Origin of the sequence: Rhizobacter sp. OV335, from assembly GCF_900142965.1 — a bacterium.
Classification (GTDB): domain Bacteria; phylum Pseudomonadota; class Gammaproteobacteria; order Burkholderiales; family Burkholderiaceae_C; genus Rhizobacter.
Map to the genome: position 1 here is coordinate 107838 of NZ_FRCQ01000022.1, position 23448 is coordinate 131285.

The window sequence follows — 23448 nt, forward strand, 5'->3', positions numbered from 1 at the left end:
GCGGTGATGGCGCTGTCGCTGCAACAGCACGTGCCGGTGATCGACCTCGCGTCGCCGGAGCCCGAGGTGGCGCGGCGGATCGGCGAGGCCTGCCGCGCGCACGGCTTCTTCTACGTCGTCGGCCATGGCGTCGACGAGGCACTGATGGATCGCCTGGAAGACCTGAGCCGCCGCTTCTTCGCGCTCGACGAGCCGACCAAGCTGCAATGGCGCATGGCGCTCGGCGGCAGGGCGTGGCGCGGCTACTTTCCGCTGGGCGGCGAGCTGACCTCGGGCCGGCCCGACTGGAAGGAAGGCCTGTACCTCGGCGAGGAACTCGGCGACGACGATCCGCGCGTGCAGGCGCGCACGCCGGTGCATGGGCGCAACCTGTTCCCGGAGCACCCATCGCTGGCCGGCTTCCGCGAGACGCTGCTCGCGACGATGGCGGCGCTGACCCGTCTCGGCCACCGCGTGGTGCGCGCCATCGCGCAGAGCCTGGCGCTGCCGCCGGAGTACTTCGCCGAGCGCTGCACGGCCGACCCGCTGATCCTGTTCCGCCTGTTCAACTACCCGACGCGGCCGGTGCCGGCGGGCACCGATGCGCAGTGGGGCGTCGGCGAGCACACCGACTACGGGCTGCTGACGCTGCTGCGCCAGGACGATGTCGGCGGCCTGCAGGTCAAGACGCGCGAGGGCTGGATCGAGGCGCCGCCGCTGCCGCACAGCTTCGTCTGCAACATCGGCGACATGCTCGACCGGATGACGGGCGGGCTGTACCGCTCGACGCCGCACCGCGTGCGCCTGAACACCTCGGGCCGCGACCGGCTGTCGTTCCCCTTCTTCTTCGACCCGGTCTTCGATGCGCGGGTGCAGACCATCGAGGGCCTGCCGCCGGCCGGCGACGACAGCGCGACGCGCTGGGACCGCGCGAATCCGCATGCGTTCGACGGGACGTATGGGGACTACCTGCTGGGGAAGGTGGGGAAGGTGTTTCCGCAGCTGCGGGATCAGGTGTTGTGACGAGGCGAGACCACTCGGCTGAAAGGCTCCGTTCGGGCTGAGCCTGTCGAAGCCTGTGCATCACCGCCGTTCGCCCTGAGCCTGTCGAAGGGTCGGACTGAGCTCGTCGAAGGCCCGCACGCTTCGGCTGCAACCCTTCGACGGACGGGCCTTCGACAGGCTCAGTCCCTGCTCTCTCAAGAAACAGGAATGACGAGGCGGGTTGTCATGCGGTTTGAATAGTAGGTTGCAGCTGGAATCCCAGGGCGGCGGCACGGCGCTTGAGTGCGGCAACACTGCGCAGGCGCTGCTGCTCTTCGTAATGCTGCTGGCCCTGATCGACGTAAGTCTCACCGCGGGTGAGCATGAAGTACACCATGCGCGCGAGCTTGTGTGCGACGGCTGTGTTGGCCCGTGGGGCGTCCATGCGAGTGCACAGTCGCCGGTAGAACGCGCCCAGCGCCGAGCGACTGTGGGTGAGTGCCAAGGCGGCCATCTTCAGGGCTTGCCGGGCGCGGTTGGCCGATCGTCGGGTCGCCGCGCGTAGAACTTTGCCGCCGCTGATCTTGGTGGCCGGACATAACCCCAGCCACGAACAGAAGTGCTTGACACTGGCGAAATGACTGAGGTCGGTGCCGATCTCCGTCAGCACCGTCAGCACCACACTCGCCCCCAGGCCATCGATGCGGGTGAGGTCCACGCCGGCCCAGTCGGCCAGCGCTTGGCGCAGATCGAACTGTGGCAGGTTCTTGGCTCGCTTGGCGGGGCCTTGCAGTCGAACCGTCTGACCATCAGCCAGCCCTGCCAGCAACGCCTGCAGCTTGGCCTCGCAGTGGCTCACGCGCCGTGCGAGATCGTCGTACATGCCCAGTGCCTGCTCCAGCACGAACAGGTGCTCTTCCCGCCAATTGCCGGTCAACGCCTTGACGATGCTGAGTTCGTCGGCCTTGACGCGGTAGTTGCGATGACTGGCCAGAACCCGCGGGTCTCGCTGGCCGCCCACGATGTCGCGCACGATCGCTTGACCGGTCACGCCCATCATGTCGGAGAGCACTTCGCTGAGCTGGATGTTCATCTGCACCAGCGCCTTGTGCATGCGCTGCACCCAGCGCGCCTGCTCTCGGATCAGCAGCTCGCGCTGACGCGCGACCGCACGCAGCACACAAACGCCATCCGAGGGGCGCCATGCGGCACGCAACAGCCCCAGGCTCATCAGCTTCTGCAGCCACTGGCAGTCCTGAACGTCGCTCTTGCGCCCGGGCACGTACCTCAACTGCCGCGCGTCAACCAGCCATACCTGCAGCCCCCGTCGCTCCAGCACCTCGTACAGAGGGATCCAGTACACGCCGGTGGATTCCAGCGCCACCACATCCACTTCGCACGCCAGCAGCCAGTCCGCCAGTGCGTCCAGTTCATCGGTCGTCGGACCGAACTCCCGCACCGGCTCGCTCGCAGCATGTGAGCCGACGGCCACCCAATGCCGCGAAGCCCCTACATCAATCCCGGCGGCCTGCGGATACACCTCATCTCGCTTGCGCATTGCCATGGTCTGCTCCAACATGGTTGTTGAACGGCAGCGCCATGGGAAACGTCGCTATCGACTCGATCTCTCAAACGGGATGCGGCTCAACGCCGCTCACCAATGTCGCCGACGAACCCCGGACCATGCTCAGGGACGGGCTCACCCACGGTGCCTTCACACCACGAGCTCGCTCCATTGCAGAATCGGTCTTGTCGGCGCTGCCGTTCCCTTTTTAGCTCCACAGCGTTTCTTTGCAACCGCCGGGTCCCTTCGAGGACCTCTTGTGCTCAGGGCGAACGGAATTCAAAACTCTCAACGGCTTTGAGAGTTCTGACTCGGGCAGGTATGCGCTGACCCGATAAGCAAAACCACTTTCATTCGTTGGCGTTCGCCCGACCGGTCCCTATCGTGGCGGCTCGTTGTCATCACCGGGCTTCACCCCGCCCGACCCGCCATGAAGATCGTCAGCATTTCCGGCAGTCCCTCGCTCCGATCGCGCTCGGGCTGGTTGCTCCAGCTCGCGCAGACTCGCCTGGAAGGCACGGGCGACAGCAGCCGCCTGATCGCGGTGCGCGAACTGCCCGCTGCGCCGCTGCTGCATGCCGATGCCCACAACGCGTCGATCCGCGAGGCGCTCAACGAAGTGCGCGATGCCGACCTGCTGCTGGTCGCGACCCCCATCTACAAGGCCGCATACAGCGGCCTGCTGAAGCTGTTCCTCGACCTGCTGCCCACCGACGGCCTGCGCGGCAAGACCGTGCTGCCGCTGGCCACCGGCGGCAGCCTCGCCCACCTGCTCGCGCTCGACTACGCGCTGAAGCCGGTGCTGTCGGCCCTCGGCGCGCGCGACATCCTCGATGGCGTGTTCGCCACCGATGCGCAGTTGCTGCCTCACGAATCCGGCGGCTACGTCCCCGATGACGCGCTGGTCGAACGCCTCGACCGCGCGCTGCAACCCTTGTCTCCTCGCCCGCTTGCCATGAACGCCGGGTGATTCGGCACCCTGGCGCCGTCCCGGGCCGGGGTGTCTTTTTCCTTTTTCCGTCTCCACCTCTGGAAGTACCACCATGAACCTGCGGATCGATTCGCTGTTCTCGACGCGCCGGCTCGGCCTCGTGCTGACCCTGGCGTTGGGTCTCGTCGCCGGCCCGGCTCTCGCGCAGACCCGCACCGAGCTGCGCATCGGCTACCAGAAGTACGGCACGCTGACGATCCTGAAGGCGCGTGGCGACCTCGAGAAGCGCCTCGCGCCGCAAGGCGTCGACGTCAAGTGGACCGAGTTCCCGGCCGGCCCGCAGCTGCTCGAAGGGCTGAACGTCGGCTCGATCGATTTCGGCACCGTCGGCGAAGCGCCACCGATCTTCGCGCAGGCGGCCGGTGCCGACCTGGTCTACGTCGCGAACCAGCCGCCCGCACCGGCCGGCGAGGCGATCGTCGTCGCGAAGGATTCGCCGATCCGCTCGGTCGCCGAGCTGAAGGGCAAAAAGGTCGCGCTGAACAAGGGCTCCAACGTCCACTACCTGCTGGTGAAGGCGCTCGAAAAGGCCGGCGTCAAGTACAGCGAGATCCAGACCGTGTTCCTCGCGCCGGCCGATGCGCGCGCCGCCTTCGAGCGCGGCAGCGTCGACGCCTGGATCATCTGGGATCCGTTCCTGGCCGCGGCCGAGAAGCAGCTCGGCGCACGCGTGCTCGCCGACGGCAAGGGGCTGGTCGCCAACCACCAGTTCTACCTGGCCTCGCGGCCCTATGCCGACAAGCAGCCGCAGGTGATCCGCGCGATCGTCGAAGAACTCGCCAAGCTCGACCGCTGGGCCGAGGGCAACAGCCGGGAGGTGGCCGCCTTCCTCGCGCCGCAGATCGGGCTCGATGTCGGCGTCGCCGAGGTGGCCGCGGGCCGCTTCGCGTACGGCATCGTGCCGATCACGCCGGCGGTGGCCGCGCAGCAGCAGAAGATCGCCGACGCGTTCTTCGAGCTGAAGCTGATCCCGAAGGCGATCCGCATCTCCGATGCGCTGCCGGCCTCGCTGAAGACCGCGAGCACGCCATGAGCTTCACGCGCCGCGAGCTGCTGCAAGCGAGCCTCGGCGCGGCCGCGGCGTCGCTGCCAGGGTTCGCGCATGCGGCCGAGTCGGCGCCCGCGCAGCTGCGCATCGGCTTCCAGAAGGCGGCCGTCAACCTGGTCGTGCTGAAGCAGCAGACCGCGCTCGAGAAGCGCTTCGCCGGCAGCACCGTCAAGTGGATCGAGTTCCCGGCCGGCCCGCAGCTGCTGGAGGCGCTGGCCGTCGGCAGCCTCGAGTTCGGCCTGACCGGCGACACGCCGCCGGTGTTCGCGCAAGCCGCTGGCAAGGACTTGCGCTACGTCGGCGCCGAGCCGCCGAAGCCGCTGTCGTCGGCCATCCTGGTGAAGCCCGACGCGCCGCTGAAGACGCTGGCCGACCTGAAGGGCCGCAAGGTGGCGTTGCAGAAGGGATCGAGCGCGCACTACCTGCTGGTGCGCGCGGTCGACCGGGCCGGGCTGCAGTGGGCCGACATCCAGCCGGTGTACCTCGCGCCGTCCGATGCGCGCGCCGCGTTCGAGCGCGGCAGCGTCGACGCCTGGGCGATCTGGGATCCGTACTACGCCGCTGTCGAGCTTGACCTGAAGCCGCGCGTGCTGGCGAACGGCCGCGACCTGTCGAGCAACAACTCGTTCTACCTCGCGTCGCACGCGCTCACCGAGCAGCACCCGCAGGTGGTGCAGGCGCTGCTGGTCGAGCTGACCCGCGCCGATACCTGGGTGCAGGCCAACCGCAAGGAGGCGGCGCAGCTGATCTCCGACTTCAGCGGACTGAGCCTCGCGACGACCCACCTGTTCATCTCGCGCCGCCCAGTCTCGCCGGCGGCGCCGCTGACGCCGGCGATCGTCGCCGACCAGCAGCGCGTGGCCGATGCGTTCGCGCGGCTCGGGCTGATCCCGCAGCCGGTGCGCGTGGCCGAGATCGTCTGGTCCCCCACCCCGAAGTCCCTGTGACGTCCCTATGAAGATCCTCTGGTTCATCCCCACCCACGGCGATTCGCGCTACCTCGGCACCAGCAAGGGCGCGCGGGCCGCGACCTTCGACTACTTCAAGCAGGTCGCGATCGCGGCCGACAGCCTCGGCTATGAAGGCGTGCTGCTGCCGACCGGCCGCTCCTGCGAAGACTCGTGGGTGCTGGCCGCGAGCCTGATCGACGCGACGCGGCGCCTGAAGTTCCTGGTCGCGCTGCGGCCGGGGCTGGTGCAGCCGGTGCAGTCGGCGCGCATGGCCGCCACCTTCGACCGCCTCTCGGGTGGCCGCCTGCTGGTCAACCTGGTGACCGGCGGCGATGCCGAAGAGCTGGAGGGCGACGGCCTGTTCCTGCCGCACGCGCAGCGCTACGAGCTGTCGCGCGAGTTCCTGACGATCTGGCGCGACGTGCTCGCGAAGAGCCACGACAACGAAGGCGTCAGCTTCGACGGCGAACACCTGCGCGTGAAGGGCGGCAAGGTGCTGTACCCGCCGATCAACAAGCCCTACCCGCCGATCTTCTTCGGCGGCTCGTCGGAAGAGGCGCACGAGCTCGCCGCGCAGCAGCTGGACACCTACCTGACCTGGGGCGAGCCGCCCGAGGCCGTCGCGACCAAGGTGGCCGACATCCGCCAGCGCGCCGCGAAGTACGGCCGCACGCTGGAGTTCGGCATCCGCCTGCACGTGATCGTGCGCGAGACCGAAGACGAAGCCTGGCGCGCCGCGGCCGAACTGGTGTCGCACCTCGACGAAGAAACCGTCGCGCGCGCGCAGCAGAAGTTCGCGCAGATGGATTCGGTCGGCCAGCGCCGCATGGCCGAGCTGAACAAGGGAAAGTTCAACCCGAAGAACGTGCGCGAGGGGCTGGAGGTGGCGCCGAACCTGTGGGCCGGCGTCGGCCTGGTGCGCGGCGGGGCCGGCACCGCGCTGGTGGGCGACCCGCAGCAGGTGGCCGACCGCATCAAGGAGTACGCGGCGCTCGGGCTGGAGTACTTCATCCTGAGCGGCTACCCGCACCTCGAAGAAGCGCACCGCTTCGCCGAGCTGGTGTTCCCGCTACTGCCGATCAACCTGCGCGAACGCCTGGCCGGCCAGGTGCTGACCGGCCCGTTCGGCGAGGTCGTCGCCAATACCTACGTGCCCAAGGTTTCGCAGAGCTGAACATGCCCGACTTCCGCAGCGTCGACCACGTGCAGTTGCCCATCCCCCTCGGTGGCGCCGCGCGGGCCCGCGCGTTCTACGAGGACGCGCTCGGCCTGCGCGAGGTGCGCGACCCCGAGCTCGACCGCCCCGGCACGCTGCGCTACTCGCTCGGCTGGCAGCGGCTGGACCTGACCGAGGGCCACTACACCGGCGTCGCGCCGCAGGCGCACCTGGCGCTGCGTGTCGGCGACCTCGACGCCATCGTGTTCCGCCTGCAGCGCGCCGGCATCCGCGTCGATGAGGCGCCGCTGTTCGATGCGAGCCGGGCCTATGTCGAAGACCCGTTCGGCAACCGCCTCGAACTGATCGAGCCCCACCCCCCCGATGCCGAGACGCAGCACCATGTCACCGACATCCAGATCGCGGTCTAGTTCGACCTTCATTGCCGTGCGCCGGCGCCTTGCGCCGTGGCTGCTGCCGGTGGCGGTGCTGCTCGCCTGGGAGCTGTCGTCGCGCAGCGGCTGGCTGTCCACGCGCGTGCTGCCGGAGCCGCTGGCCGTCGTGAAGGCTTTCTGGGCGCTGCTGTTGTCCGGCGAAATGGCGCAGCACGTGGCCACCAGCACCGGGCGCGCGCTGGCGGGCTTCGCGATCGGCGGCGGGCTCGGCCTGGTGCTGGGGCTCGCGACCGGCTCGTGGCGCGTGGCCGAGACGCTGCTCGACTCGACGCTGCAGATGGTGCGCAACATCCCGACGCTGGCGCTGATCCCGCTGGTGATCCTTTGGTTCGGCATCGAGGAATCGGCCAAGCTGTTCCTGGTGTCGCTCGGCGTCTTCTTCCCGGTCTACATCAACACTTTCCACGGCATCCGCTCGGTCGACAAGGGGCTGATCGAGATGGCGCGCAGCTACGGGCTGTCGGGCTGGCCGTTGTACCGGCACGTGATCCTGCCGGGCGCGTTGCCGTCGATCCTGGTCGGCGTGCGCTTCTCGCTCGGCTTCATGTGGGTGATCCTGATCGTCGCCGAGACGATCTCGGCGCAGGCCGGCATCGGCTACATGACGATGAACGCCCGCGAGTTCCTGCAGACCGACGTGGTGCTGGTCGGCATCCTGCTGTATGCGCTGCTCGGCAAGCTGGCGGATGTGCTGGCCAAGGGGCTCGAGCGCTGGTGGCTGCGCTGGAACCCGGCCTACCAGGTGGCGAAATGATGTTCAAGAGGATGGCGATGTTGCCCTCGCAGATCGAGTTGCAGAGCATGGCGTTTGCCGGCGAGTCGGCCGGCGATGTGATCCTGCGCGAGTCGAGTGCCGCAACGCCGCGTCGCAGCGCGCCGGCAGGCATCGGCTTGCAGGTGAGCGGCTTGTCGAAGCGCTTCGGCGAGCGCGAGGTGCTGTCCGGCATCGACCTGCGCGTCGAGCCGGGCGAGTTCGTCGCCATCGTCGGCCGCAGCGGTTGCGGCAAGAGCACGCTGCTGCGGCTGGTGGCCGGGTTGGAGGACGCAAGTGCCGGGGCGCTGAGCCTCGACGGCGCACCGCTGGCGCAGCACAAGAGCGACCTGCGCTTCATGTTCCAGGATGCGCGGCTGCTGCCGTGGAAGCGGGTGATCGACAACATCGCGCTCGGCCTGGATGCGGCCGATGCGCGCGAGCGGGCGCTGGAAGCGCTGGCGCAGGTCGGCCTGGCCGATCGCGCGAACGACTGGCCGGCGGTGCTGTCGGGCGGTCAGCGGCAGCGGGTCGCATTGGCGCGCGCGCTGGTGCATGCGCCGCGCCTGCTGCTGCTCGACGAACCGCTCGGCGCGCTGGATGCGCTGACGCGCATCGAGATGCAGTCGCTGATCGAATCGCTGTGGAAGCGGCACGGCTTCACCGCGCTGCTGGTGACGCACGACGTGTCCGAGGCGGTCGCGCTGGCCGACCGGGTGCTGCTGATCGAGGATCACCAGGTGGCGCTGGACGAACGCATCGCGCTGCCGCGGCCACGCTCGCGTGGCAATGCGGCGTTCGCGGCGCTGGAGGAGCGGGTGCTGCAGCGGGTGTTGCAGACGCCGGGCAGCGAGGTGCCGGAGCCGTTGCCGTCGCTCGCCGATTGGCGTTTTTCCGTCTGAGACCCGGATTGGCACCTGGCTCACGGGCCTTCGCGACTCGCGGCACACTGGCGGCCATGTCCGCCACCGAGCCCCTCCTCGTCGCCTGCCTCTGCGCTGCCTGGTGCGGTACCTGCCGCGACTACGAACCGCTGTTCGACAGCCTGCGCGCCGAGCACCCCGGTGCGCAGTTCGCCTGGGTCGACATCGAGGACAACGACGAGGTGCTCGGCCCGATCGACGTCGAGAACTTCCCGACGCTGCTGATCGCCCGCGGCGACCGGCCGCTGTTCTTCGGCACCGTGTTGCCGCATCTGCAGACGCTGTCGCGCCTGGTGCAGAGCGCCACCGAGGGCAACCTGCCCGGCGTGCGCGAAATGGGCCTCGAGGGCATGCCGGCCCGGATCCGCGCGCTTCAAGTCGACAGCGCCTAAGCCAGAAAGCGCATAAGAACGGAAGTTTTGATTCGTTCCGCGAACTAGGGCGGCTGCCTACCATCTGCATCCTCCCCGCGGCTTCGTGCCGCCCACCCAGGACGATTTCATGACGACGGCTCGCTTCATCCGCCATTCGCTGCTCTCCCTCGCGCTGGCCGCCACGGCGGGCGTCGCGCTCGCCAAGGACATCACGCTGCTCAACGTGTCCTACGACCCGACGCGCGAGCTCTACCAGGAATACAACACCGCCTTCAGCAAGTACTGGAAGGCCAAGACCGGCGACAACGTGACGATCAAGGCCTCGCACGGCGGCTCGGGCAAGCAGGCCCGCTCGGTGATCGACGGCATCGATGCCGACGTGGTCACGCTGGCCCTCGCCTACGACATCGACGAGATCGCCGAACGCGCCAAGCTGCTGCCCACCGACTGGCAGAAGCGCCTGCAGCACAACAGCACGCCGTACAGCTCCACCTACATCTTCCTGGTGCGCAAGGGCAACCCGAAGGGCATCAAGAACTGGGACGACCTCGTCAAGCCCGGTGTCTCGGTGATCACCGCGAACCCGAAGACCTCGGGCGGCGCGCGCTGGGGCTACCTGGCCGCCTATGGCTTCGAGCTGAAGCGCAACGGCAACAACGACGCGAAGGCCCGCGAGTTCATCTCGAAGGTCTACAAGAACGTGCCGGTGCTCGATTCGGGCGCGCGCGGCGCCACGGTGACCTTCGCCGAGCGCGGCATCGGCGACGTGCTGCTGGCCTGGGAGAACGAGGCCTACCTGTCGCTGAAGGAATTCGGCGCCGACAAGTTCGACGTGGTCTACCCGCCCACCAGCATCCTGGCCGAGCCGCCGGTGTCGGTGGTCGACAAGGTGGTCGACAAGCGCGGCACCCGCGACGTGGCCCAGGCCTACCTCGAATACCTCTACACGCCGGCAGGCCAGGAGATCGCGGCCCGCAACTTCTATCGGCCGATCGACCCGAAGGTCGCCGCCAAGTACGAGAAGCAGTTCCCGAAGCTGAACCTGTTCACGATCGACGAGGTGTTCGGCGGCTGGACCAAGGCCCAGAAGACCCACTTTGCCGACGGCGGGGTGTTCGATCAGATTTACTCGAAGTAATTCGAGAGCTGAACGGAAAGTAAGCGCAGGCTTCAAACCACAGCGGCAGGCGCCTCGGCGCACTGCCGCTGAGCCGCTTGTGCGAAAAACTCATAAGGATTCGACGATTGAGTCGTTCGCTGTCGCCATGTCCGTCCGTAACATCGGCGCTCCCATTTGCCTGGGCCGCGTCGTTGGCGGCTGAACCACCATGTCCACCCGCCTCCTGGCCGCGCGCCGCGCCCTCCTGTTGTCCTGCGTCGGCGCTGCCGCGCTGCTCGCGTTCTCGCCCGCCCAGGCGGCTGGCCCGACGCTGCTGAACGTCAGCTACGACGTCGCGCGCGAGTTCTTCAAGGAGATCAACCCGGCGTTCCAGAAGTCCTGGAAGGCGTCGACCGGCGAAGACCTCGCGATCAACCAGTCGCACGGCGGCTCCAGCAAGCAGGCGCGTGCGGTGCTCGACGGGCTCGAGGCCGACGTGGTGACGATGAACCAGTCGAGCGACATCGACGTGCTGGCCACCCGCGGCAAGCTGCTGCCCGAAGACTGGGCCAAGCGCCTGCCGAACAACGCGGCGCCGACCACCTCGGTCACCGTGATCCTGGTGCGCAAGGGCAACCCGAAGGCCATCAAGGACTGGGGCGACCTGGCGAAGCCGGGCACCAGCGTCGTGATCCCGAACCCGAAGATCACCGGCAACGGCCGCTACAGCTACGTGGCCGCCTGGGGCTCGGTGATCAAGGCCGGCGGCACGCCGGCGCAGGCCCGCGAACTGGTGCAGAAGATCTTCGCGAACGTGCCGGTGTTCGACGGCGGCGGTCGCGCCGCGACGACGACCTTCGCGCAGCGCAACATCGGCGACGCGCTCGCGACCTTCGAATCGGAAGTGAACCTGATCAAGGAAGAGTTCGGCGACAACTTCGAGGTGGTCTATCCGAAGTCGACGATCCTGGCCGAGAACCCGGTGGCGGTGGTCGAGAAGGTGGCCGACAAGAAGGGCACCCGCAAGCAGGCCGAGGCCTACCTGAAGTTCCTGTGGACCGACGAGGCGCAGGAGATCGCAGCCAAGCACCAGCTGCGCCCGCGCAATGCGGCCATCCTGGCCAAGTACGGCAAGGATTTCCCGAAGGTCAACACCTTCACGATCGACGAGGTCTTCGGCGGCTGGACCAAGGCGCAGAAGGAGCATTTCGACGACGGCGCGATCTACGACCAGATCCTCGCCGCCGCGAAGAAGTAAGCGCCGCCCGTGCTGTTCACCCGCACCCTGCTGAAGCGGCACAGCGTGCTGCCCGGCTTCGACCTGGCGCTCGGCTTCACGCTGCTGTACCTGAGCTTCATCGTGCTGCTGCCGCTGTCGGCGGCCTTCCTGAAGACGGCCACGATGACCTGGCCGGCGTTCTGGGACGCCGTCACCTCGCCGCGCGTGCTCGCGTCGTACCGGCTCACCTTCGGCGCGTCGTTCGCCGCCGCGCTGATGAACGCGGTGTTCGGGCTAGTCGTCGCGTGGGTGCTGGTGCGCTACGAGTTTCCGTTCAAGCGATTGGTCGATGCGCTGGTCGACCTGCCGTTCGCGCTGCCGACCGCGGTGGCCGGCATCGCGTTGACCGCGCTGTACGCGCAGAACGGCTGGATCGGCCGCTACCTGCCGTTCAAGGTCAGCTTCACGCCGCTCGGCGTGTTCGTCGCGCTGACCTTCATCGGCCTGCCCTTCGTCGTGCGCACGCTGCAGCCGGTGCTCGAAGACCTGCACAAGGAAATCGAGGAGGCCGCAGCCACGCTCGGCGCGTCGCGGCTGCAGACCTTCACGAAGGTGATCTTCCCGATCATCTCGCCGGCCCTGCTCACCGGCTTCGCGCTCGCGTTCGCGCGGGCGCTCGGTGAATACGGCTCGGTGATCTTCATCGCCGGCAACATGCCGCTGATCAGCGAGATCACGCCGCTGCTGATCATCACGAAGCTCGAGCAGTACGACTACACCGGCGCCACCGCGATCGCGGTCGTGATGCTGGTCAGCGCGTTCGCGCTGCTGCTGGCGATCAATGGGCTGCAGGCCTGGACCCGCGCAAGGCAAGGCCGATGAACACTGCCACCGTTCCCCGCAACGCCGCGAGCCCGGCCGTGAGCCCGCGCCACCTGCCATCGGCCACCACCGAGCCCGCGTGGGTCAAGTGGACGCTGATCGGCATCGCGCTCGCGTTCCTGACGCTGTTCCTGTTCGTGCCGCTCGCGATCGTGTTCGCCGAGGCGTTCAAGAAGGGCGTCGGCGTTTACCTCGCGGCCATCACCGACCCCGATGCGCTGTCGGCGATCAAGCTGACCTTCATCGCGGCGGCCATCTCGGTGCCGATGAACCTGGTGTTCGGCATCGCCGCCGCGTGGTGCATCGCGAAGTTCGAGTTCCGCGGCAAGAACGTGCTGCTGACGCTGATCGACCTGCCGTTCTCGGTCAGCCCGGTGATCTCCGGCCTGATCTACGTGCTGATCTTCGGTCTGCAGGGCTGGTGGGGCGAGTGGCTGCGCGACCACGACCTGAAGGTCATCTTCGCGGTGCCGGGCATCGTGCTCGCAACCGTGTTCGTGACCTTCCCGTTCGTCGCGCGCGAGCTGATCCCGCTGATGCAGGCGCAGGGCACCGAGCAGGAAGAAGCGGCCCGCGTGCTGGGCGCCAACGGCTGGCAGATCTTCCGGCGCATCACGCTGCCGAACGTCAAGTGGGCGCTGCTGTACGGCGTGATCCTGTGCAATGCGCGTGCGATGGGCGAGTTCGGCGCCGTCAGCGTCGTGTCGGGCCACATCCGCGGGCAGACCAACACGATGCCGCTGCACATCGAGATCCTCTACAACGAATACCAGTTCGCGGCGGCGTTTGCGGTGGCGTCGCTGCTGGCCGGGCTCGCGCTCGTCACGCTGGTGTTGAAGTACCTGGTCGAGCGCCGCGTGCGCGCGCAGAAGAAGTCGGCCGAAGGCCGCTCGGAATGAGGTTTCCAGAATGAGCATCGAAGTCCGCAACCTGAAGAAGAGCTTCGGCAAGACCGTCGTCTGCGACAACCTGAACCTGGACATCCCGGCCGGCGAGCTGGTCGCGCTGCTCGGGCCGTCGGGCTCGGGCAAGACCTCGCTGCTGCGCATCATCGCGGGGCTGGAGGTGCCCGACAGCGGCACCGTGCTGTTCCACGGCGAGGACGCGACGAACACCGACGTGCGCGAGCGCCAGGTGGGTTTCGTGTTCCAGCACTACGCGCTGTTCGGCCACATGACGATCTTCGAGAACGTCGCGTTCGGGCTGCGCGTGCGGCCGAAGGCGACGCGGCCGAGCGATGCCGAGATCAAGGCCAAGGTGACCGACCTGTTGAAGCTGGTGCAGCTCGACTGGATCGCCGACCGCTACCCGCACCAGCTGTCGGGCGGGCAGCGCCAGCGCATCGCGCTCGCACGCGCGCTGGCGGTGGAACCGAAGGTGCTGCTGCTGGACGAGCCGTTCGGCGCGCTCGATGCCAAGGTGCGCAAGGAGCTGCGCCGCTGGCTGCGCCGGCTGCACGACGAGATGCACGTGACCAGCGTGTTCGTCACGCACGACCAGGAAGAGGCGATGGAGGTGGCCGACCGCATCGTCGTGATGAACCAGGGCCGCATCGAGCAGGACGGACCGCCGGACGAGGTGTATGACCACCCGGCCAGCCCGTTCGTGCTGCAGTTCCTCGGCGACGTGAACCTGTTCCACGGGCGCTTCGGGCGCAGCGGCGCGGGCACCGCGGCCGAGGACGTGAGCTACGTGCGGCCGCACGAGCTGCAGATTCTCGGCAGCGCCGAGGAGGGCACGCTGGAGGTGACGCTGTCGCAGGCGCTGACGGTCGGGCCGAACACGCGGCTGGAGTTCAAGCGTGCGGACGACGGCAGCTATGTGGACGTGGAGCTGCCGCGTTCGGAATACCAGGGGCTGCGCGAGAAGCTGCAGCTGGCGACCGGTTCGCGCGTGCATCTGAAGCCGCGGCGGGTGCAGCGGTTCGCGAATGACGAGTTGCCGGATCCGGCGGCGATGATCTGAGGATTGCGCTGGGCTTCGACAGGAGAAAACCGTTCGCCCTGAGCTTGTCGAAGGGTCGGGCTGAGCCTGTCGAAGCCAGCGCAGTCAACGAGCCTGGCTACTCCTCGACCGCTTCCCCGTTCAACGACCGCTCCACCGTCTCGCGCGTCAACGTCGGCGCGAACGCCTCGATGAACGAGTAGACATACCCCCGCAGCCACGTGCCACGCCGCACCGCGAGCCGCGTCAGGTTCACCGCGAACAGATCCCGCGCATCGATCGCGCGCAGTTGCCGGTCGCGTTCCGAATCGAACGCGATCGACGCGACGATGCCCACGCCCATGCCGAGTTCGGCATAGGTCTTGATCACGTCGGCGTCCATCGCGGTCAGCACGACGCTCGGCTTCAGCCCCTCGGCGGCGAAGGCCTCGTCGATGTGGGTGCGGCCGGTGTAGCCGACGTCGTAGGTGATGATCGGGTAGCGCGCGAGGCGCTGCAGCGTCAGCGGCCCCTCCTGCTTCAGCAGGTCGTGGCCGATCGGCACCACCACGCTGTGCGTCCAGCGGTAGCACGGCAGCGCGACCAGCTGCTCGTAGCTGGCCAGCGCCTCGGTCGCGATGCCGATGTCGGCCTCGCCCGACAGCAGCATCTCGGCCACCTGCTTCGGCGAGCCCTGGTGCAGGTTCAGCGTGACCTGCGGGTAGAGCTGGCGGAAGTCGCGCACGACGGCCGGCAGCGCATAGCGGGCCTGCGAATGGGTGGCCGCGATCGACAGCCGGCCGCTGGTCTGCGCGCTGAATTCATCGCCGGCGCGGCGCAGGTTCTCGGCGTCCAGCAGCAGCCGCTCGACGATCGGCAGCACCGCCTCGCCGGGCGGCGTCAGGCCGGTGAGCCGCTTGCCGGCGCGCACGAAGATCTCGATGCCGAGTTCGTCCTCGAGTTCGCGGATCTGCCGGCTGATGCCGGGCTGGGACGTGTGGAGCACCGCGGCAACCTCGGTCAGGTTGAAGCCGCAGCGGACGGTCTCGCGGACAGACCGCAGTTGCTGGAAATTCATTCGCGTGGGCGCGGCCGCGGGGGTGGCGCGGCATGCGCATGAGGAGGTGCGTGATTCTGCTGAGCGCACCGGCCTCCTACAACGAATGATTCCTTATGACCATATTCGCGTGGGGATCACGACAGCAGCTGCTTGCGCGCCCGGTGCAGGCGCACGAACAGGTTGTCCTCGGTGATCGCCAGCGCCGCGCAGACCTGCTCGGTCGGCTGGTCGTGCAGCACGCGCAGCCGCATCACGTCGCGCAGCCCGGTCGGCAGCGCCTCGATGCGCGCGAGCATCCGGTCGAGCTGCTGGCGCTGCTCGGCGACCTCGTCCGGCCGGGCCTGCGGGCATTCGAGCGCCGCGGCGCCGACCGCCTCGCCGTCGTCATCCAGCCACTGCGCGTCCAGGCTGTCGTGCCCGGCGCGCTGGCGCACCAGGTCGACGATCTTGTTCTTCAGCACCGCCGTCAGCCACGAGCGCAGCGCGGCCCGCCCGCCGAAGCTGGCACGGCCGGAGATCACCGCCTCGAACACGTCGTGCACCACGTCCTCGGCCAGCATCGGGTCGTGCAGCTTGCGCTGCGCGAAGCGCACCAGGTAGCCGCGGTGCGAGACCATCTCCGACCAGGACACGGCGGCCGGCAGGAAGGCGGTCGTGGCGGCAGTGGCGTGGGCGTTGGCTTGCATGGAGGACTCCTGGGATCGGTCGTTGTCGATGGGGTGACTGTGGCCAGCGCACCTCGCGCCGCTGTCGCCGAACCTCACAGGAAGATCACATTTGCCTCAGGACGCGCTGTCCGGCGTGATCGACGGCACGTAAGAAGCTTCCCGGCCCGCACGACAATGCCCCCATGCCCGCCACCATCCTCGTCGCCGAAGACCAGACCGACATCCGCGATCTGATCGTGCTGAACCTCAGCAATTCGGGGTATGCCGTGACGGCCGTGGCCGACGGCATCGCGGCGCTGGCCAGCCAGAACGAGCAGGCGAGCGACCTGCTGATCCTCGACCTGATGATGCCGGGCCTGGACGGGCTGGAAGTCTGCAAGGCGCTGCGCGCGCGCGGCCGCAGCACGCCGATCCTGATGCTCACTGCCAAGGCGACCGAGCTCGACCGCGTGCTCGGGCTGGAGCTGGGCGCCGACGACTACCTGACCAAGCCGTTCTCGCTGGCCGAGCTGCTGGCGCGCGTGAAGGCGCTGCTGCGCCGGGCCGACCTGCTGCGCGCCGCCCAGGCCGGCGCGCAGGCCCAGGCCGGCACGCTGCGCAATGGCGACCTGGAGATCCTGCCGACCAAGCGCCAGGTGCGCTACCGCGGCGAGGAGATCGACTTCACCGCGCTCGAGTTCGACCTGCTGCTGCACTTCGCCAACCACCCGGGGCATGTGTTCTCGCGCGGGCAGTTGCTGAACGCGGTGTGGGGCTACACGCACGACGGCTACGAGCACACGGTGACGACGCACATCAATCGGCTGCGCGCCAAGCTCGAGGCCGACCCGATGCGCCCGCAGCTGATCCTCACCGTCCGCGGCGCCGGCTACAAGATGCGCGACGCCCCAGCATGAGCGTCCGCCTCAAGATCGCGCTGACCATCCTCGCGACCGGCCTCGTCACCGCGCTCGCGGTGATCGCGACCGTGGCCTTCGCGTTCCAGCGCTTCGAGCACGAGACCACCTACCAGCGCGCGACGCTGTTCCTCGGCCGCGTCGTCGCGATGTACGACAACCTGTTCGAGATGCATGAACTGCACCCGCAGGACTTCGATGCCTTCCTGAAGAACCTGGTGCTGTTCGAGCCCGACACCCAGCTCTACCTGCTCGACATGCAGGGCACCGTGCTCGCGAGCACCGGCTCGGCGAAGCTCGCGCCCGGCTTCCGTGTCGCGATCGACCCGGTGCGGCAGGCGGTGTCGTCGCAGGGCTCGTCGTACGTGATGGGCGACGACCCCGAGCGCATGGATGCCGATGCGGTGATCGCCGCGCGGCCGATCGGCCGGCCGCAGATCCGCACCGGCGACAACCTCGCCGGCTACCTCTACCTGGTGGCGCACAAGGCCGACCTGCCGCCCGACCGCTGGCAGGTACTGAGCGCGAGCGTGGCGCGGCCGGCGCTCGGCGTGATCGCCGGCATCGTGATGCTGACGACGCTGCTCGCGGCGATGGTCATCGCATCGGTGACGCGCCCGCTGCGGCGGCTCACCGATGCGGTCGCGATGCTGTCCGAGAAAGGCCTGCAGCATGGCGCGGCCGATGCGCAGCCGCTGCTGCCGCCGGCCACCCCTGACGAGTTCGGGCAGCTGACGCGCGCCTTCGGCGCGATGCTCGCGACGCTGCAGCGGCAATGGAACGCGCTGAGCCGGCTCGATCACTTCCGGCGCGAGGCCGTCAGCAACCTGTCGCACGACCTGCGCTCGCCGCTGACCGCGACCGATGCCTGCCTCGAGACGCTGGAGGCGCGCTGGGTCGGCGACGCGGCGCGTGCCGAAGACCGCCGGCTGGTCGAGGTGGCGTTGCGCAACACGCGCAATGCGTCGCGGCTGGTGAAGGCACTGGGCGACCTCGCGACCCTCGACGAGCCGAGCTTCCAGCTGCGCGCCGAGCAGGTCGATTTGCGCGAGTTGCTCAACGACATCCAGATGCGCTTCGCCGAGCGCGCGGCGCAGTCGGGTGTCGAGTTGCAGGCCGAGGTCGGCGACGCGCCGGTGCCGGCCGAGGTCGACGTCGAGCTCTTCGAGCGCGCGATCGCGAACCTGGTCGACAACGCGCTGAAGTTCTGTGGCCGCGGCTGCCGCGTGACCCTCGCGGCCGCGAGCGTCGGCACGCAGGCCGAGGTCAGCGTCAGCGACACCGGGCCGGGCATTCCGGCCATCGACCTGCCGCATTTGTTCGATCGCTTCTACCAGGCACGCACCAACGTGGCGCCCGCCACCGGCGAGGGCGGCAAGGGCCTCGGGCTCGCGATCGTGAAGCGGATCACGGAACTGCATGGTGGTGATGTCGCGGTGCAGAGCCCTGTGGGACAGGGCACGCGCGTGACCCTGCGCATTCCTTTGCTGCGGGACAGCGCTGCCCTGTAACGGTGCAGGAAAACACCTAGTGCGTGCGTGGGGCCCTGCTCCCAAAATCCGCCCACTCGCGGCCGACATCCCCGGATGACCGGCTGGGCGGGGGACTGAGGAGACAGACACAACGCATCCGAGGGTCGCGTCATTCACGCGTTCAAAGGCTGCGACACACCGACAGGCCGGCACTCCAGAGAGCGACCGGACCGATGACAAAATGCGAAGGGCGCCAGGTGATCCTGGCGCCCTTTCCCATTCTGGGTTCTCTCATTTCTTCTCTGCCCCGCCCGCATGCTCGATCTCGTCACGGTCACCCTCGCCTCGCTGTTCGCTGGTTTCATCGATGCCATCGTCGGTGGCGGAGGATTGATCCTGGTGCCTGCCCTGTTCAGCGTCTACCCGAGCGCGCCGCCGGCCACGCTGCTGGGCACCAACAAGGGCGCGGGCGTCTGGGGCACCGGCTGGGCCACCGCGCAGTTCGCCAAGCGCGTCGAGCTGCAGTGGAGCGCGCTGCTGCCGGCCGCGGTGGCGGCACTGGTCGGCGGGCTGAGCGGCGCATGGACCGTCACGCTGGTCAGCGCCGACGGCCTGCGCAAGGCGCTGCCGCTGATCCTGATCGGGGTGCTCGCGTACACGCTGGCGCGCAAGGACATGGGCCGCACGCACGCGCCGCTGCACACCGGGCGCACGCAGGCGCTGCTGGCCAGCGGCATCGGCCTGGTGATCGGCTTCTACGACGGCTTCTTCGGCCCCGGCACCGGCAGCTTCTTCGTCTTCCTGTTCGTGCGCCTGCTCGGCTACGACTTCCTGAACGCGAGCGCCAGCGCGAAGCTGCTGAACACCGCGACCAACCTCGCCGCGCTCGCGCTGTTCGCGATCAAGGGCCACGTGTGGTGGCACATCGCGCTGACGATGGCGGTGGCCAACGTGATCGGCAGCCTGCTCGGCACGCGCCTCGCGCTGAAGCACGGTGCGGGCTTCGTGCGCGGGGTGTTCATCGCGGTGGTGTCGGCGCTGATCCTCAAGACGGGCTGGGACGCGTTCCTGCGCTGACGCCCTCGACGGGTGCCGCACGGAGCTCGGTTCGAAGGCGACGGGTGAAGGTTGCCGCCACCCGCTCGGAGCGCACGAAGTACAGCGCCCACAGCAGGCTGATGAACACCGAACGGCCGACGGCAGCCCAGTCGCGCATCGATTCGGCAGCGTCGCTCTTGAGCAGTTGGGCCGCCATCACGAGATCGGCCGCATTGACGAGCGGCGAGATCACCAGCCACCCGATGATCACCGTCGGCAGGCTGCTGCGTCTGCGAAAGAACAGCGCCGCGATCATGACCACGAAGATGAGCTTGGCCAGGTTGACGGCCAGCTCGATCAGCAGCACCGGTGCCCACATCGGATCGTAGGCGGCCTGCCCGGCGACGGTCAGAGCGTTCCAGGTTTGCAGCGAATAGCTCGGCAAGGTCTCGCGGATATCGAACACCAGCCGCACCGACGCCCCGACCAGCGACAGCCCCGCCAGCGCGAGCCAGCCGCGGATGCCGGTGAGCGAGGGATCCTGCGCGGATGGCCTGGGCAGCGGATCCCAGCGGTACAGCTTCCACGCCAACGTGCACCAGAGCCCGGCGAACATCGCGCCGACGAATGCGACCAGCCAGTTGAAGCCTGTGCCGGCAGCGGCCGCCGGCAGCGCTGCGGCGTCGTACTTGTAGAAGGTGTAGCCGAGGCTGCCGCGCGCCCGCTCCAGGTTGCCGGCATAGCGCTGTGCATCGGTGCCGGCGACGTGATCGAGGTGCGAGACCAGCCGCTCGCGCAGGTTGACCACCCGGTTGTCGGTGCTGCTGCCAACGCTGTGCTCGAAGCTGAAGGCCGCGTCCTTGACCTCGGTGTGCTGCGGCTCGATCGGCCAGGTTTCGGGCAGCCGCACCTCGACCATGTGAACGAACTCGGTTGGCAGCCCCAACCCCAGCGGGGCATCGCGGCGTGTCAGGCGGGGCCCGCGCAGCGCATCTTCCATGTCGGGGGCGAACACACCGGCCTCCAGTCGCTTCTTGTCCTCGTTGCGTGTCCAGAAGGCGGCGATGCGGTAGTTCTCCGTCACGGTCACCCGGTTGGCAGACCCGTCGTCGGCCACCGTCATCGGGCGATCGACCGCGATGTCGGGGTAGTACCGGGCGTAGAAATTGAGGTAGTTCTTCTGCTGGTCTTCGCGGGTGGCCGTCGCGAGGCTGTTGCGCATCGACTCCGCATAGGAGCCGTCCGCGATGGTGACCACCGTCAGGCGCGCCGGTTTGTCCAGGCCGGCGCTGGCGTCGATCAGCATGCGCACCTCGCGATGCTGCTGGGGTGCCGGCGGCATCTCGGTCAATCCGGTGGTGCCTGCGCGGATGACGAGCGCACGGCCGAAGTCGGCCTGCACCAGGGTGTCCAGCGTGCCCGGTTGCGGCGAACGCGTCGGGTCGAGCCAGTAGGTCGTTCCGTCGACCTCTGCCCGCACCACCACATGGTTGAAGGCGCCAGGGGTCGGCTGCAGGCCGGCGATCGTCCCAAGCGAACCGGTGTGCACCAGTGCCGGATGCGCTTGCATGCCCAGCGCGTTGAGCATCGTGACCGTCAGCAGCGATTTGTCCTTGCAGTCGCCGAAACGGCGGTTGAGCACGGTGTCGGGTGACGTCGGCGCATGCGAGCCCGGACCCACCTCCACCCCCAGGTAGCGGATCTCGCCTTGCACGAAGCGCAGCACCTTCGCTGCCTTGTAGAGCGGGCTGCCGCCCACAGCGTCGATGCGATCGACCTCTGCACGCAGAGCCGGGCCCAGGATGACGGGCTTGCGGTACAGCGGTTCGGCCCACCGTGCCACGGCGGCCCAGTCGGCGAACTCGCTCCACTGCACGAAAGGATAGGGGTTGAACCAGTCCGGGGCGCCGGACTCGATCGTCAACGGTGCCACGTCGTGCGCTTCCCAGCGGTGGTCGATCAGGCCGTCATGCTCCGAGACGGCAGGCCGCAACGCGGTGCGCAGCGGTTGCAGCGCCAGCGGGCGGCCCGCGGGCCACACCAGCCGGCCCACCAGATGGTGCACCGGCACGCTCCATTGAAGTTCGACGCGGCCGAAATGCCGGTTCCCGAACACCGGATTGCTGCCCCGTACCGAGTAGGCGTACTCGACGACATCGCCGACGCGCACGTCTTCGAGGAAGACGTGCGCGGTCTTGCTGCCGTCGAAGATGCGGTACTCGAGATCCTTCTCCTGCTGCAGGACCTTGACGGCAGCCGCATTCAGCTTGGAGATGGTGCGGCCGTCGCGGTGCAAGCGGATCGAATGCAAGGTCAGGGTCTGGTAGGCCGGGTCGAAGCCGATCTCCACATGTGCCGCCGATTCGACCCCCGACGGGTTCACCGCCCTCATCGCGATGTGCCGGTAGGTCGTCCGGTCCTGTGCGTCAACCCGCGTCTGCGTGTCCGACAGCAGGTAGTGCACCCCTGCGCTCACCTGCTCGGTGGGCGCCGAAGCCGCCATGTCCGGGGCGATGGCTTCGACCCAGGCCGGTGGCGCAGCGATGGTGAAATCGGCTGCCGGCGCCGCGACGGCCACGGTGGCCCAGGCCAGCAAGCCCGCGACGAGACCCTGCAGCCCGCGAATGCGAAAGTTCAACATCAAGACATCCCCCTCCAGGCGCGACCCATGCGCGTACGTGTTCTCCGCCTGTCGTGTGCGGCGGATGAATGGCGTGCAGTGTCGGTGAATCCGAGGCCCTGCCGGCGCCCGGTGGGTGTCTGCGGCGCCAACAAAGGCTGAAATTCCCGCCTGTTCAGCGGATCGGCATCGAGCCTGATGCGTAGCATGGAGCGTGAAGAACTGCTCTATCACCCGGATTCCGCCATGCCTGTCATCGACCCCAAGCTGCGTTCACTGAACATCGACGTGCCCGCCCAGCCGGAGGCGCTGGTGAAGTTGTCCCTGCTGCTCGCCGAGGACGAAGTGAACCTGCAGGCGCTGGCCCGGCTGATCGAGAGCGACATGGCGCTGGCCTCGGCCGTGCTGAAGGCGGTGAACTCGTCGCTGTACGGCCTGAAGGGCCGCGTGCAGAGCGTGCAGCAGGCCGTCACCTACCTCGGCACGCGCGAAGTCGCGGCCGTCACCTTCGAGATGGGCTTGCGCGCGGTGTTCCCGGCGGCGCCCGAACTGGAACCGCTGTGGCAGCGCGCCGGCGTGCGCGGCCTGCTGATGGGCCGCATCGGCCAGGTGCTGAGCGTGGACCCATGGGGCGCGCATTCGGCCGGGCTGTTCGAGGAATGCGGCAAGGCAGTGCTGTTCAAGCACTCGCAGGCGATCTACCAGCCGATGCTGGCCTCGGCCGCGGACGACACCGAATTGATGTATCTCGAGAGCCAGGCCTTCGGCGTCAGCCACGACCTGCTCGGCGCGGCGCTGTGCGAAAGCTGGGGCCTGGCGCAGGCGGCGGTGGCCAGCGTGCGCCACCACGTGACGGTGAACGCGACGCGCGAACTGCCGCCGCAGGTGCCGCGGCGTTCGATCTGCGCGCTGTCGGCGCTGGCGAACGCGCTGATGACCGACCCCGACTCGCTCGAGGAAGTGGCGCGCGCGGTGGCGCCGCAGGCCTTGCTCGATGAGACCTTGGTGCTGCGCGGCGCACGCAAGGTCAAGCAGCAGATCGAGGACGCAGAAGCACGGTAGCCGTAGGTTCTATGTTCCCCGTCAAGCCAATCCGACCCTTTGAGGGTTGAAGGGCTGGTTGGAACGCCAGACGGCGAAGGCGATGCGCAGGAGCTTGCGAGCGATGGCGCAGTAGGCCTGGATGGGGGAGAAGCCTCGATCGACGAGCTTGTCGCGCATGGATTTGAACGGAGGATATCGGCAAGCAGCCATGGCGGCGCAGTAGATGAGCCTGCGCTCCTCGGCGTTGCCGCGCTTGGAGAGCTGACGTGTGCCGCTGTACTGGCCGGAGTCGCGTGGGCGAGGGTCCATGCCGAAGGCGGCGACGACGGCGTCGCTGTTGGCGTAGGGTGCG

23 protein-coding genes are annotated in these 23448 nt (G+C 68.3%); 18 read left to right on the top strand and 5 right to left on the bottom strand.

Annotated features, from left to right (window positions below; translation table 11 throughout):
- The first annotated feature begins 6 nt into the window (after positions 1–6).
- A complete protein-coding gene (locus BUE42_RS21435) occupies positions 7–1002 on the top strand; it encodes an isopenicillin N synthase family dioxygenase (protein ID WP_073467324.1) in 996 nt (331 codons plus the stop codon).
- A 205-nt stretch (positions 1003–1207) separates the two neighbouring features.
- Here the strand turns inward: BUE42_RS21435 and BUE42_RS21440 are convergent, their stop codons facing one another.
- Positions 1208–2527, bottom strand: coding sequence for an IS110 family RNA-guided transposase (locus BUE42_RS21440; protein ID WP_073467352.1), 1320 nt, complete (start codon positions 2525–2527; stop codon positions 1208–1210).
- A 430-nt stretch (positions 2528–2957) separates the two neighbouring features.
- Here BUE42_RS21440 and ssuE point away from each other — a divergent pair, with 430 nt between their 5' ends.
- The 13 genes from ssuE to BUE42_RS21505 all read left to right on the top strand — a co-directional run bounded on the left by ssuE (position 2958) and on the right by BUE42_RS21505 (position 14340).
- Positions 2958–3497 (top strand): NADPH-dependent FMN reductase, encoded by a 540-nt coding sequence (gene ssuE / locus BUE42_RS21445; protein WP_073467325.1) that lies wholly within the window; start codon positions 2958–2960, stop codon positions 3495–3497.
- A gap of 73 nt (positions 3498–3570) precedes the next feature.
- Positions 3571–4551, top strand: coding sequence for a sulfonate ABC transporter substrate-binding protein (locus BUE42_RS21450; RefSeq protein WP_073467326.1), 981 nt, complete (start codon positions 3571–3573; stop codon positions 4549–4551).
- Positions 4548–5513, top strand: coding sequence for a sulfonate ABC transporter substrate-binding protein (locus BUE42_RS21455; RefSeq protein WP_073467327.1), 966 nt, complete (start codon positions 4548–4550; stop codon positions 5511–5513). Before BUE42_RS21450 ends, BUE42_RS21455 begins: the two co-directional genes overlap by 4 nt.
- A 7-nt stretch (positions 5514–5520) precedes the next feature.
- Positions 5521–6690 carry an FMNH2-dependent alkanesulfonate monooxygenase gene (gene ssuD / locus BUE42_RS21460; RefSeq protein WP_073467328.1) on the top strand — a complete coding sequence of 390 codons (1170 nt, stop codon included), beginning with the start codon at positions 5521–5523 and terminating at the stop codon, positions 6688–6690.
- A 2-nt stretch (positions 6691–6692) separates the two neighbouring features.
- Complete coding sequence (locus BUE42_RS21465) at positions 6693–7103, top strand: VOC family protein (RefSeq protein ID WP_073467329.1); 411 nt, start codon at positions 6693–6695, stop codon at positions 7101–7103.
- Positions 7075–7881 (top strand): aliphatic sulfonate ABC transporter permease SsuC, encoded by an 807-nt coding sequence (gene ssuC / locus BUE42_RS21470; RefSeq protein WP_073467330.1) that lies wholly within the window; start codon positions 7075–7077, stop codon positions 7879–7881. The genes BUE42_RS21465 and ssuC overlap by 29 nt, the downstream gene beginning before the upstream one ends.
- A 47-nt stretch (positions 7882–7928) precedes the next feature.
- Positions 7929–8780, top strand: a complete 852-nt coding sequence (locus BUE42_RS21475; RefSeq protein WP_235002519.1) for an ATP-binding cassette domain-containing protein — start codon at positions 7929–7931, stop codon at positions 8778–8780.
- Positions 8781–8836: 56 nt separating this feature from the next.
- Positions 8837–9193 carry a thioredoxin family protein gene (locus BUE42_RS21480; protein WP_073467331.1) on the top strand — a complete coding sequence of 119 codons (357 nt, stop codon included), beginning with the start codon at positions 8837–8839 and terminating at the stop codon, positions 9191–9193.
- 109 nt (positions 9194–9302) lie between these two features.
- The gene (locus BUE42_RS21485; protein ID WP_073467332.1) at positions 9303–10313 is read left to right on the top strand and encodes a sulfate ABC transporter substrate-binding protein; all 1011 of its coding nucleotides are present in this window, start codon (positions 9303–9305) and stop codon (positions 10311–10313) included.
- Positions 10314–10503: 190 nt separating this feature from the next.
- Positions 10504–11532, top strand: coding sequence for a sulfate ABC transporter substrate-binding protein (locus BUE42_RS21490; RefSeq protein WP_073467333.1), 1029 nt, complete (start codon positions 10504–10506; stop codon positions 11530–11532).
- Between the two features lie 9 nt (positions 11533–11541).
- Positions 11542–12375, top strand: coding sequence for a sulfate ABC transporter permease subunit CysT (gene cysT / locus BUE42_RS21495; protein WP_073467334.1), 834 nt, complete (start codon positions 11542–11544; stop codon positions 12373–12375).
- Positions 12372–13274: a sulfate ABC transporter permease subunit CysW gene (gene cysW, locus BUE42_RS21500; protein WP_083614371.1), complete on the top strand. Its 903-nt coding sequence runs from the start codon at positions 12372–12374 to the stop codon at positions 13272–13274. The genes cysT and cysW overlap by 4 nt, the downstream gene beginning before the upstream one ends.
- 10 nt (positions 13275–13284) lie before the next feature.
- Positions 13285–14340: a sulfate/molybdate ABC transporter ATP-binding protein gene (locus tag BUE42_RS21505; RefSeq protein WP_073467335.1), complete on the top strand. Its 1056-nt coding sequence runs from the start codon at positions 13285–13287 to the stop codon at positions 14338–14340.
- 97 nt (positions 14341–14437) lie between these two features.
- Here BUE42_RS21505 and BUE42_RS21510 read toward each other — a convergent pair whose 3' ends face one another.
- Both BUE42_RS21510 and BUE42_RS21515 read right to left on the bottom strand, forming a co-directional pair.
- Positions 14438–15376, bottom strand: a complete 939-nt coding sequence (locus BUE42_RS21510; protein WP_073467336.1) for a CysB family HTH-type transcriptional regulator — start codon at positions 15374–15376, stop codon at positions 14438–14440.
- A gap of 116 nt (positions 15377–15492) precedes the next feature.
- Positions 15493–16044, bottom strand: coding sequence for a sigma-70 family RNA polymerase sigma factor (locus BUE42_RS21515; protein ID WP_073467337.1), 552 nt, complete (start codon positions 16042–16044; stop codon positions 15493–15495).
- A 164-nt stretch (positions 16045–16208) separates the two neighbouring features.
- Here BUE42_RS21515 and BUE42_RS21520 point away from each other — a divergent pair, with 164 nt between their 5' ends.
- From BUE42_RS21520 to BUE42_RS21530, 3 genes are all read left to right on the top strand, one after another.
- Entirely contained in the window at positions 16209–16922 is a 714-nt protein-coding gene (locus BUE42_RS21520) for a response regulator transcription factor (protein WP_073467338.1), read from the top strand.
- On the top strand, positions 16919–18433 hold the full coding sequence (locus BUE42_RS21525; protein WP_073467339.1) for a sensor histidine kinase: 1515 nt from the start codon (positions 16919–16921) through the stop codon (positions 18431–18433). Before BUE42_RS21520 ends, BUE42_RS21525 begins: the two co-directional genes overlap by 4 nt.
- A 276-nt stretch (positions 18434–18709) precedes the next feature.
- The gene (locus tag BUE42_RS21530; RefSeq protein ID WP_073467340.1) at positions 18710–19471 is read left to right on the top strand and encodes a TSUP family transporter; all 762 of its coding nucleotides are present in this window, start codon (positions 18710–18712) and stop codon (positions 19469–19471) included.
- Here BUE42_RS21530 and BUE42_RS21535 read toward each other — a convergent pair.
- Positions 19440–22286 (bottom strand): DUF3857 domain-containing protein, encoded by a 2847-nt coding sequence (locus BUE42_RS21535; protein WP_235002517.1) that lies wholly within the window; start codon positions 22284–22286, stop codon positions 19440–19442. The genes BUE42_RS21530 and BUE42_RS21535 overlap by 32 nt on opposite strands.
- Before the next feature lie 12 nt (positions 22287–22298).
- Between BUE42_RS21535 and BUE42_RS21540 the strand changes: the two genes are divergently transcribed.
- A complete protein-coding gene (locus BUE42_RS21540; protein WP_073467355.1) occupies positions 22299–23114 on the top strand; it encodes an HDOD domain-containing protein in 816 nt (271 codons plus the stop codon).
- Positions 23115–23135: 21 nt separating this feature from the next.
- Here BUE42_RS21540 and BUE42_RS21545 read toward each other — a convergent pair.
- On the bottom strand, positions 23136–23448 hold a 313-nt coding region (locus BUE42_RS21545; protein WP_143171671.1), incomplete at its 5' end, for a transposase.

Excerpts from the sequence above, each read along its gene's own strand:
- BUE42_RS21435 (WP_073467324.1), top strand. The coding sequence starts at position 7 with ATGGCGCTGTCGCTGCAACAGCACGTGCCGGTGATCGACCTCGCGTCG.
- BUE42_RS21440 (WP_073467352.1), bottom strand. The coding sequence starts at position 2,527 with ATGGCAATGCGCAAGCGAGATGAGGTGTATCCGCAGGCCGCCGGGATT.
- ssuE (WP_073467325.1), top strand. The coding sequence starts at position 2,958 with ATGAAGATCGTCAGCATTTCCGGCAGTCCCTCGCTCCGATCGCGCTCG.
- BUE42_RS21450 (WP_073467326.1), top strand. The coding sequence starts at position 3,571 with ATGAACCTGCGGATCGATTCGCTGTTCTCGACGCGCCGGCTCGGCCTC.
- BUE42_RS21455 (WP_073467327.1), top strand. The coding sequence starts at position 4,548 with ATGAGCTTCACGCGCCGCGAGCTGCTGCAAGCGAGCCTCGGCGCGGCC.
- ssuD (WP_073467328.1), top strand. The coding sequence starts at position 5,521 with ATGAAGATCCTCTGGTTCATCCCCACCCACGGCGATTCGCGCTACCTC.
- BUE42_RS21465 (WP_073467329.1), top strand. The coding sequence starts at position 6,693 with ATGCCCGACTTCCGCAGCGTCGACCACGTGCAGTTGCCCATCCCCCTC.
- ssuC (WP_073467330.1), top strand. The coding sequence starts at position 7,075 with ATGTCACCGACATCCAGATCGCGGTCTAGTTCGACCTTCATTGCCGTG.
- BUE42_RS21475 (WP_235002519.1), top strand. The coding sequence starts at position 7,929 with ATGGCGTTTGCCGGCGAGTCGGCCGGCGATGTGATCCTGCGCGAGTCG.
- BUE42_RS21480 (WP_073467331.1), top strand. The coding sequence starts at position 8,837 with ATGTCCGCCACCGAGCCCCTCCTCGTCGCCTGCCTCTGCGCTGCCTGG.
- BUE42_RS21485 (WP_073467332.1), top strand. The coding sequence starts at position 9,303 with ATGACGACGGCTCGCTTCATCCGCCATTCGCTGCTCTCCCTCGCGCTG.
- BUE42_RS21490 (WP_073467333.1), top strand. The coding sequence starts at position 10,504 with ATGTCCACCCGCCTCCTGGCCGCGCGCCGCGCCCTCCTGTTGTCCTGC.
- cysW (WP_083614371.1), top strand. The coding sequence starts at position 12,372 with ATGAACACTGCCACCGTTCCCCGCAACGCCGCGAGCCCGGCCGTGAGC.
- BUE42_RS21505 (WP_073467335.1), top strand. The coding sequence starts at position 13,285 with ATGAGCATCGAAGTCCGCAACCTGAAGAAGAGCTTCGGCAAGACCGTC.
- BUE42_RS21510 (WP_073467336.1), bottom strand. The coding sequence starts at position 15,376 with ATGAATTTCCAGCAACTGCGGTCTGTCCGCGAGACCGTCCGCTGCGGC.
- BUE42_RS21515 (WP_073467337.1), bottom strand. The coding sequence starts at position 16,044 with ATGCAAGCCAACGCCCACGCCACTGCCGCCACGACCGCCTTCCTGCCG.
- BUE42_RS21520 (WP_073467338.1), top strand. The coding sequence starts at position 16,209 with ATGCCCGCCACCATCCTCGTCGCCGAAGACCAGACCGACATCCGCGAT.
- BUE42_RS21525 (WP_073467339.1), top strand. The coding sequence starts at position 16,919 with ATGAGCGTCCGCCTCAAGATCGCGCTGACCATCCTCGCGACCGGCCTC.
- BUE42_RS21530 (WP_073467340.1), top strand. The coding sequence starts at position 18,710 with ATGCTCGATCTCGTCACGGTCACCCTCGCCTCGCTGTTCGCTGGTTTC.
- BUE42_RS21540 (WP_073467355.1), top strand. The coding sequence starts at position 22,299 with ATGCCTGTCATCGACCCCAAGCTGCGTTCACTGAACATCGACGTGCCC.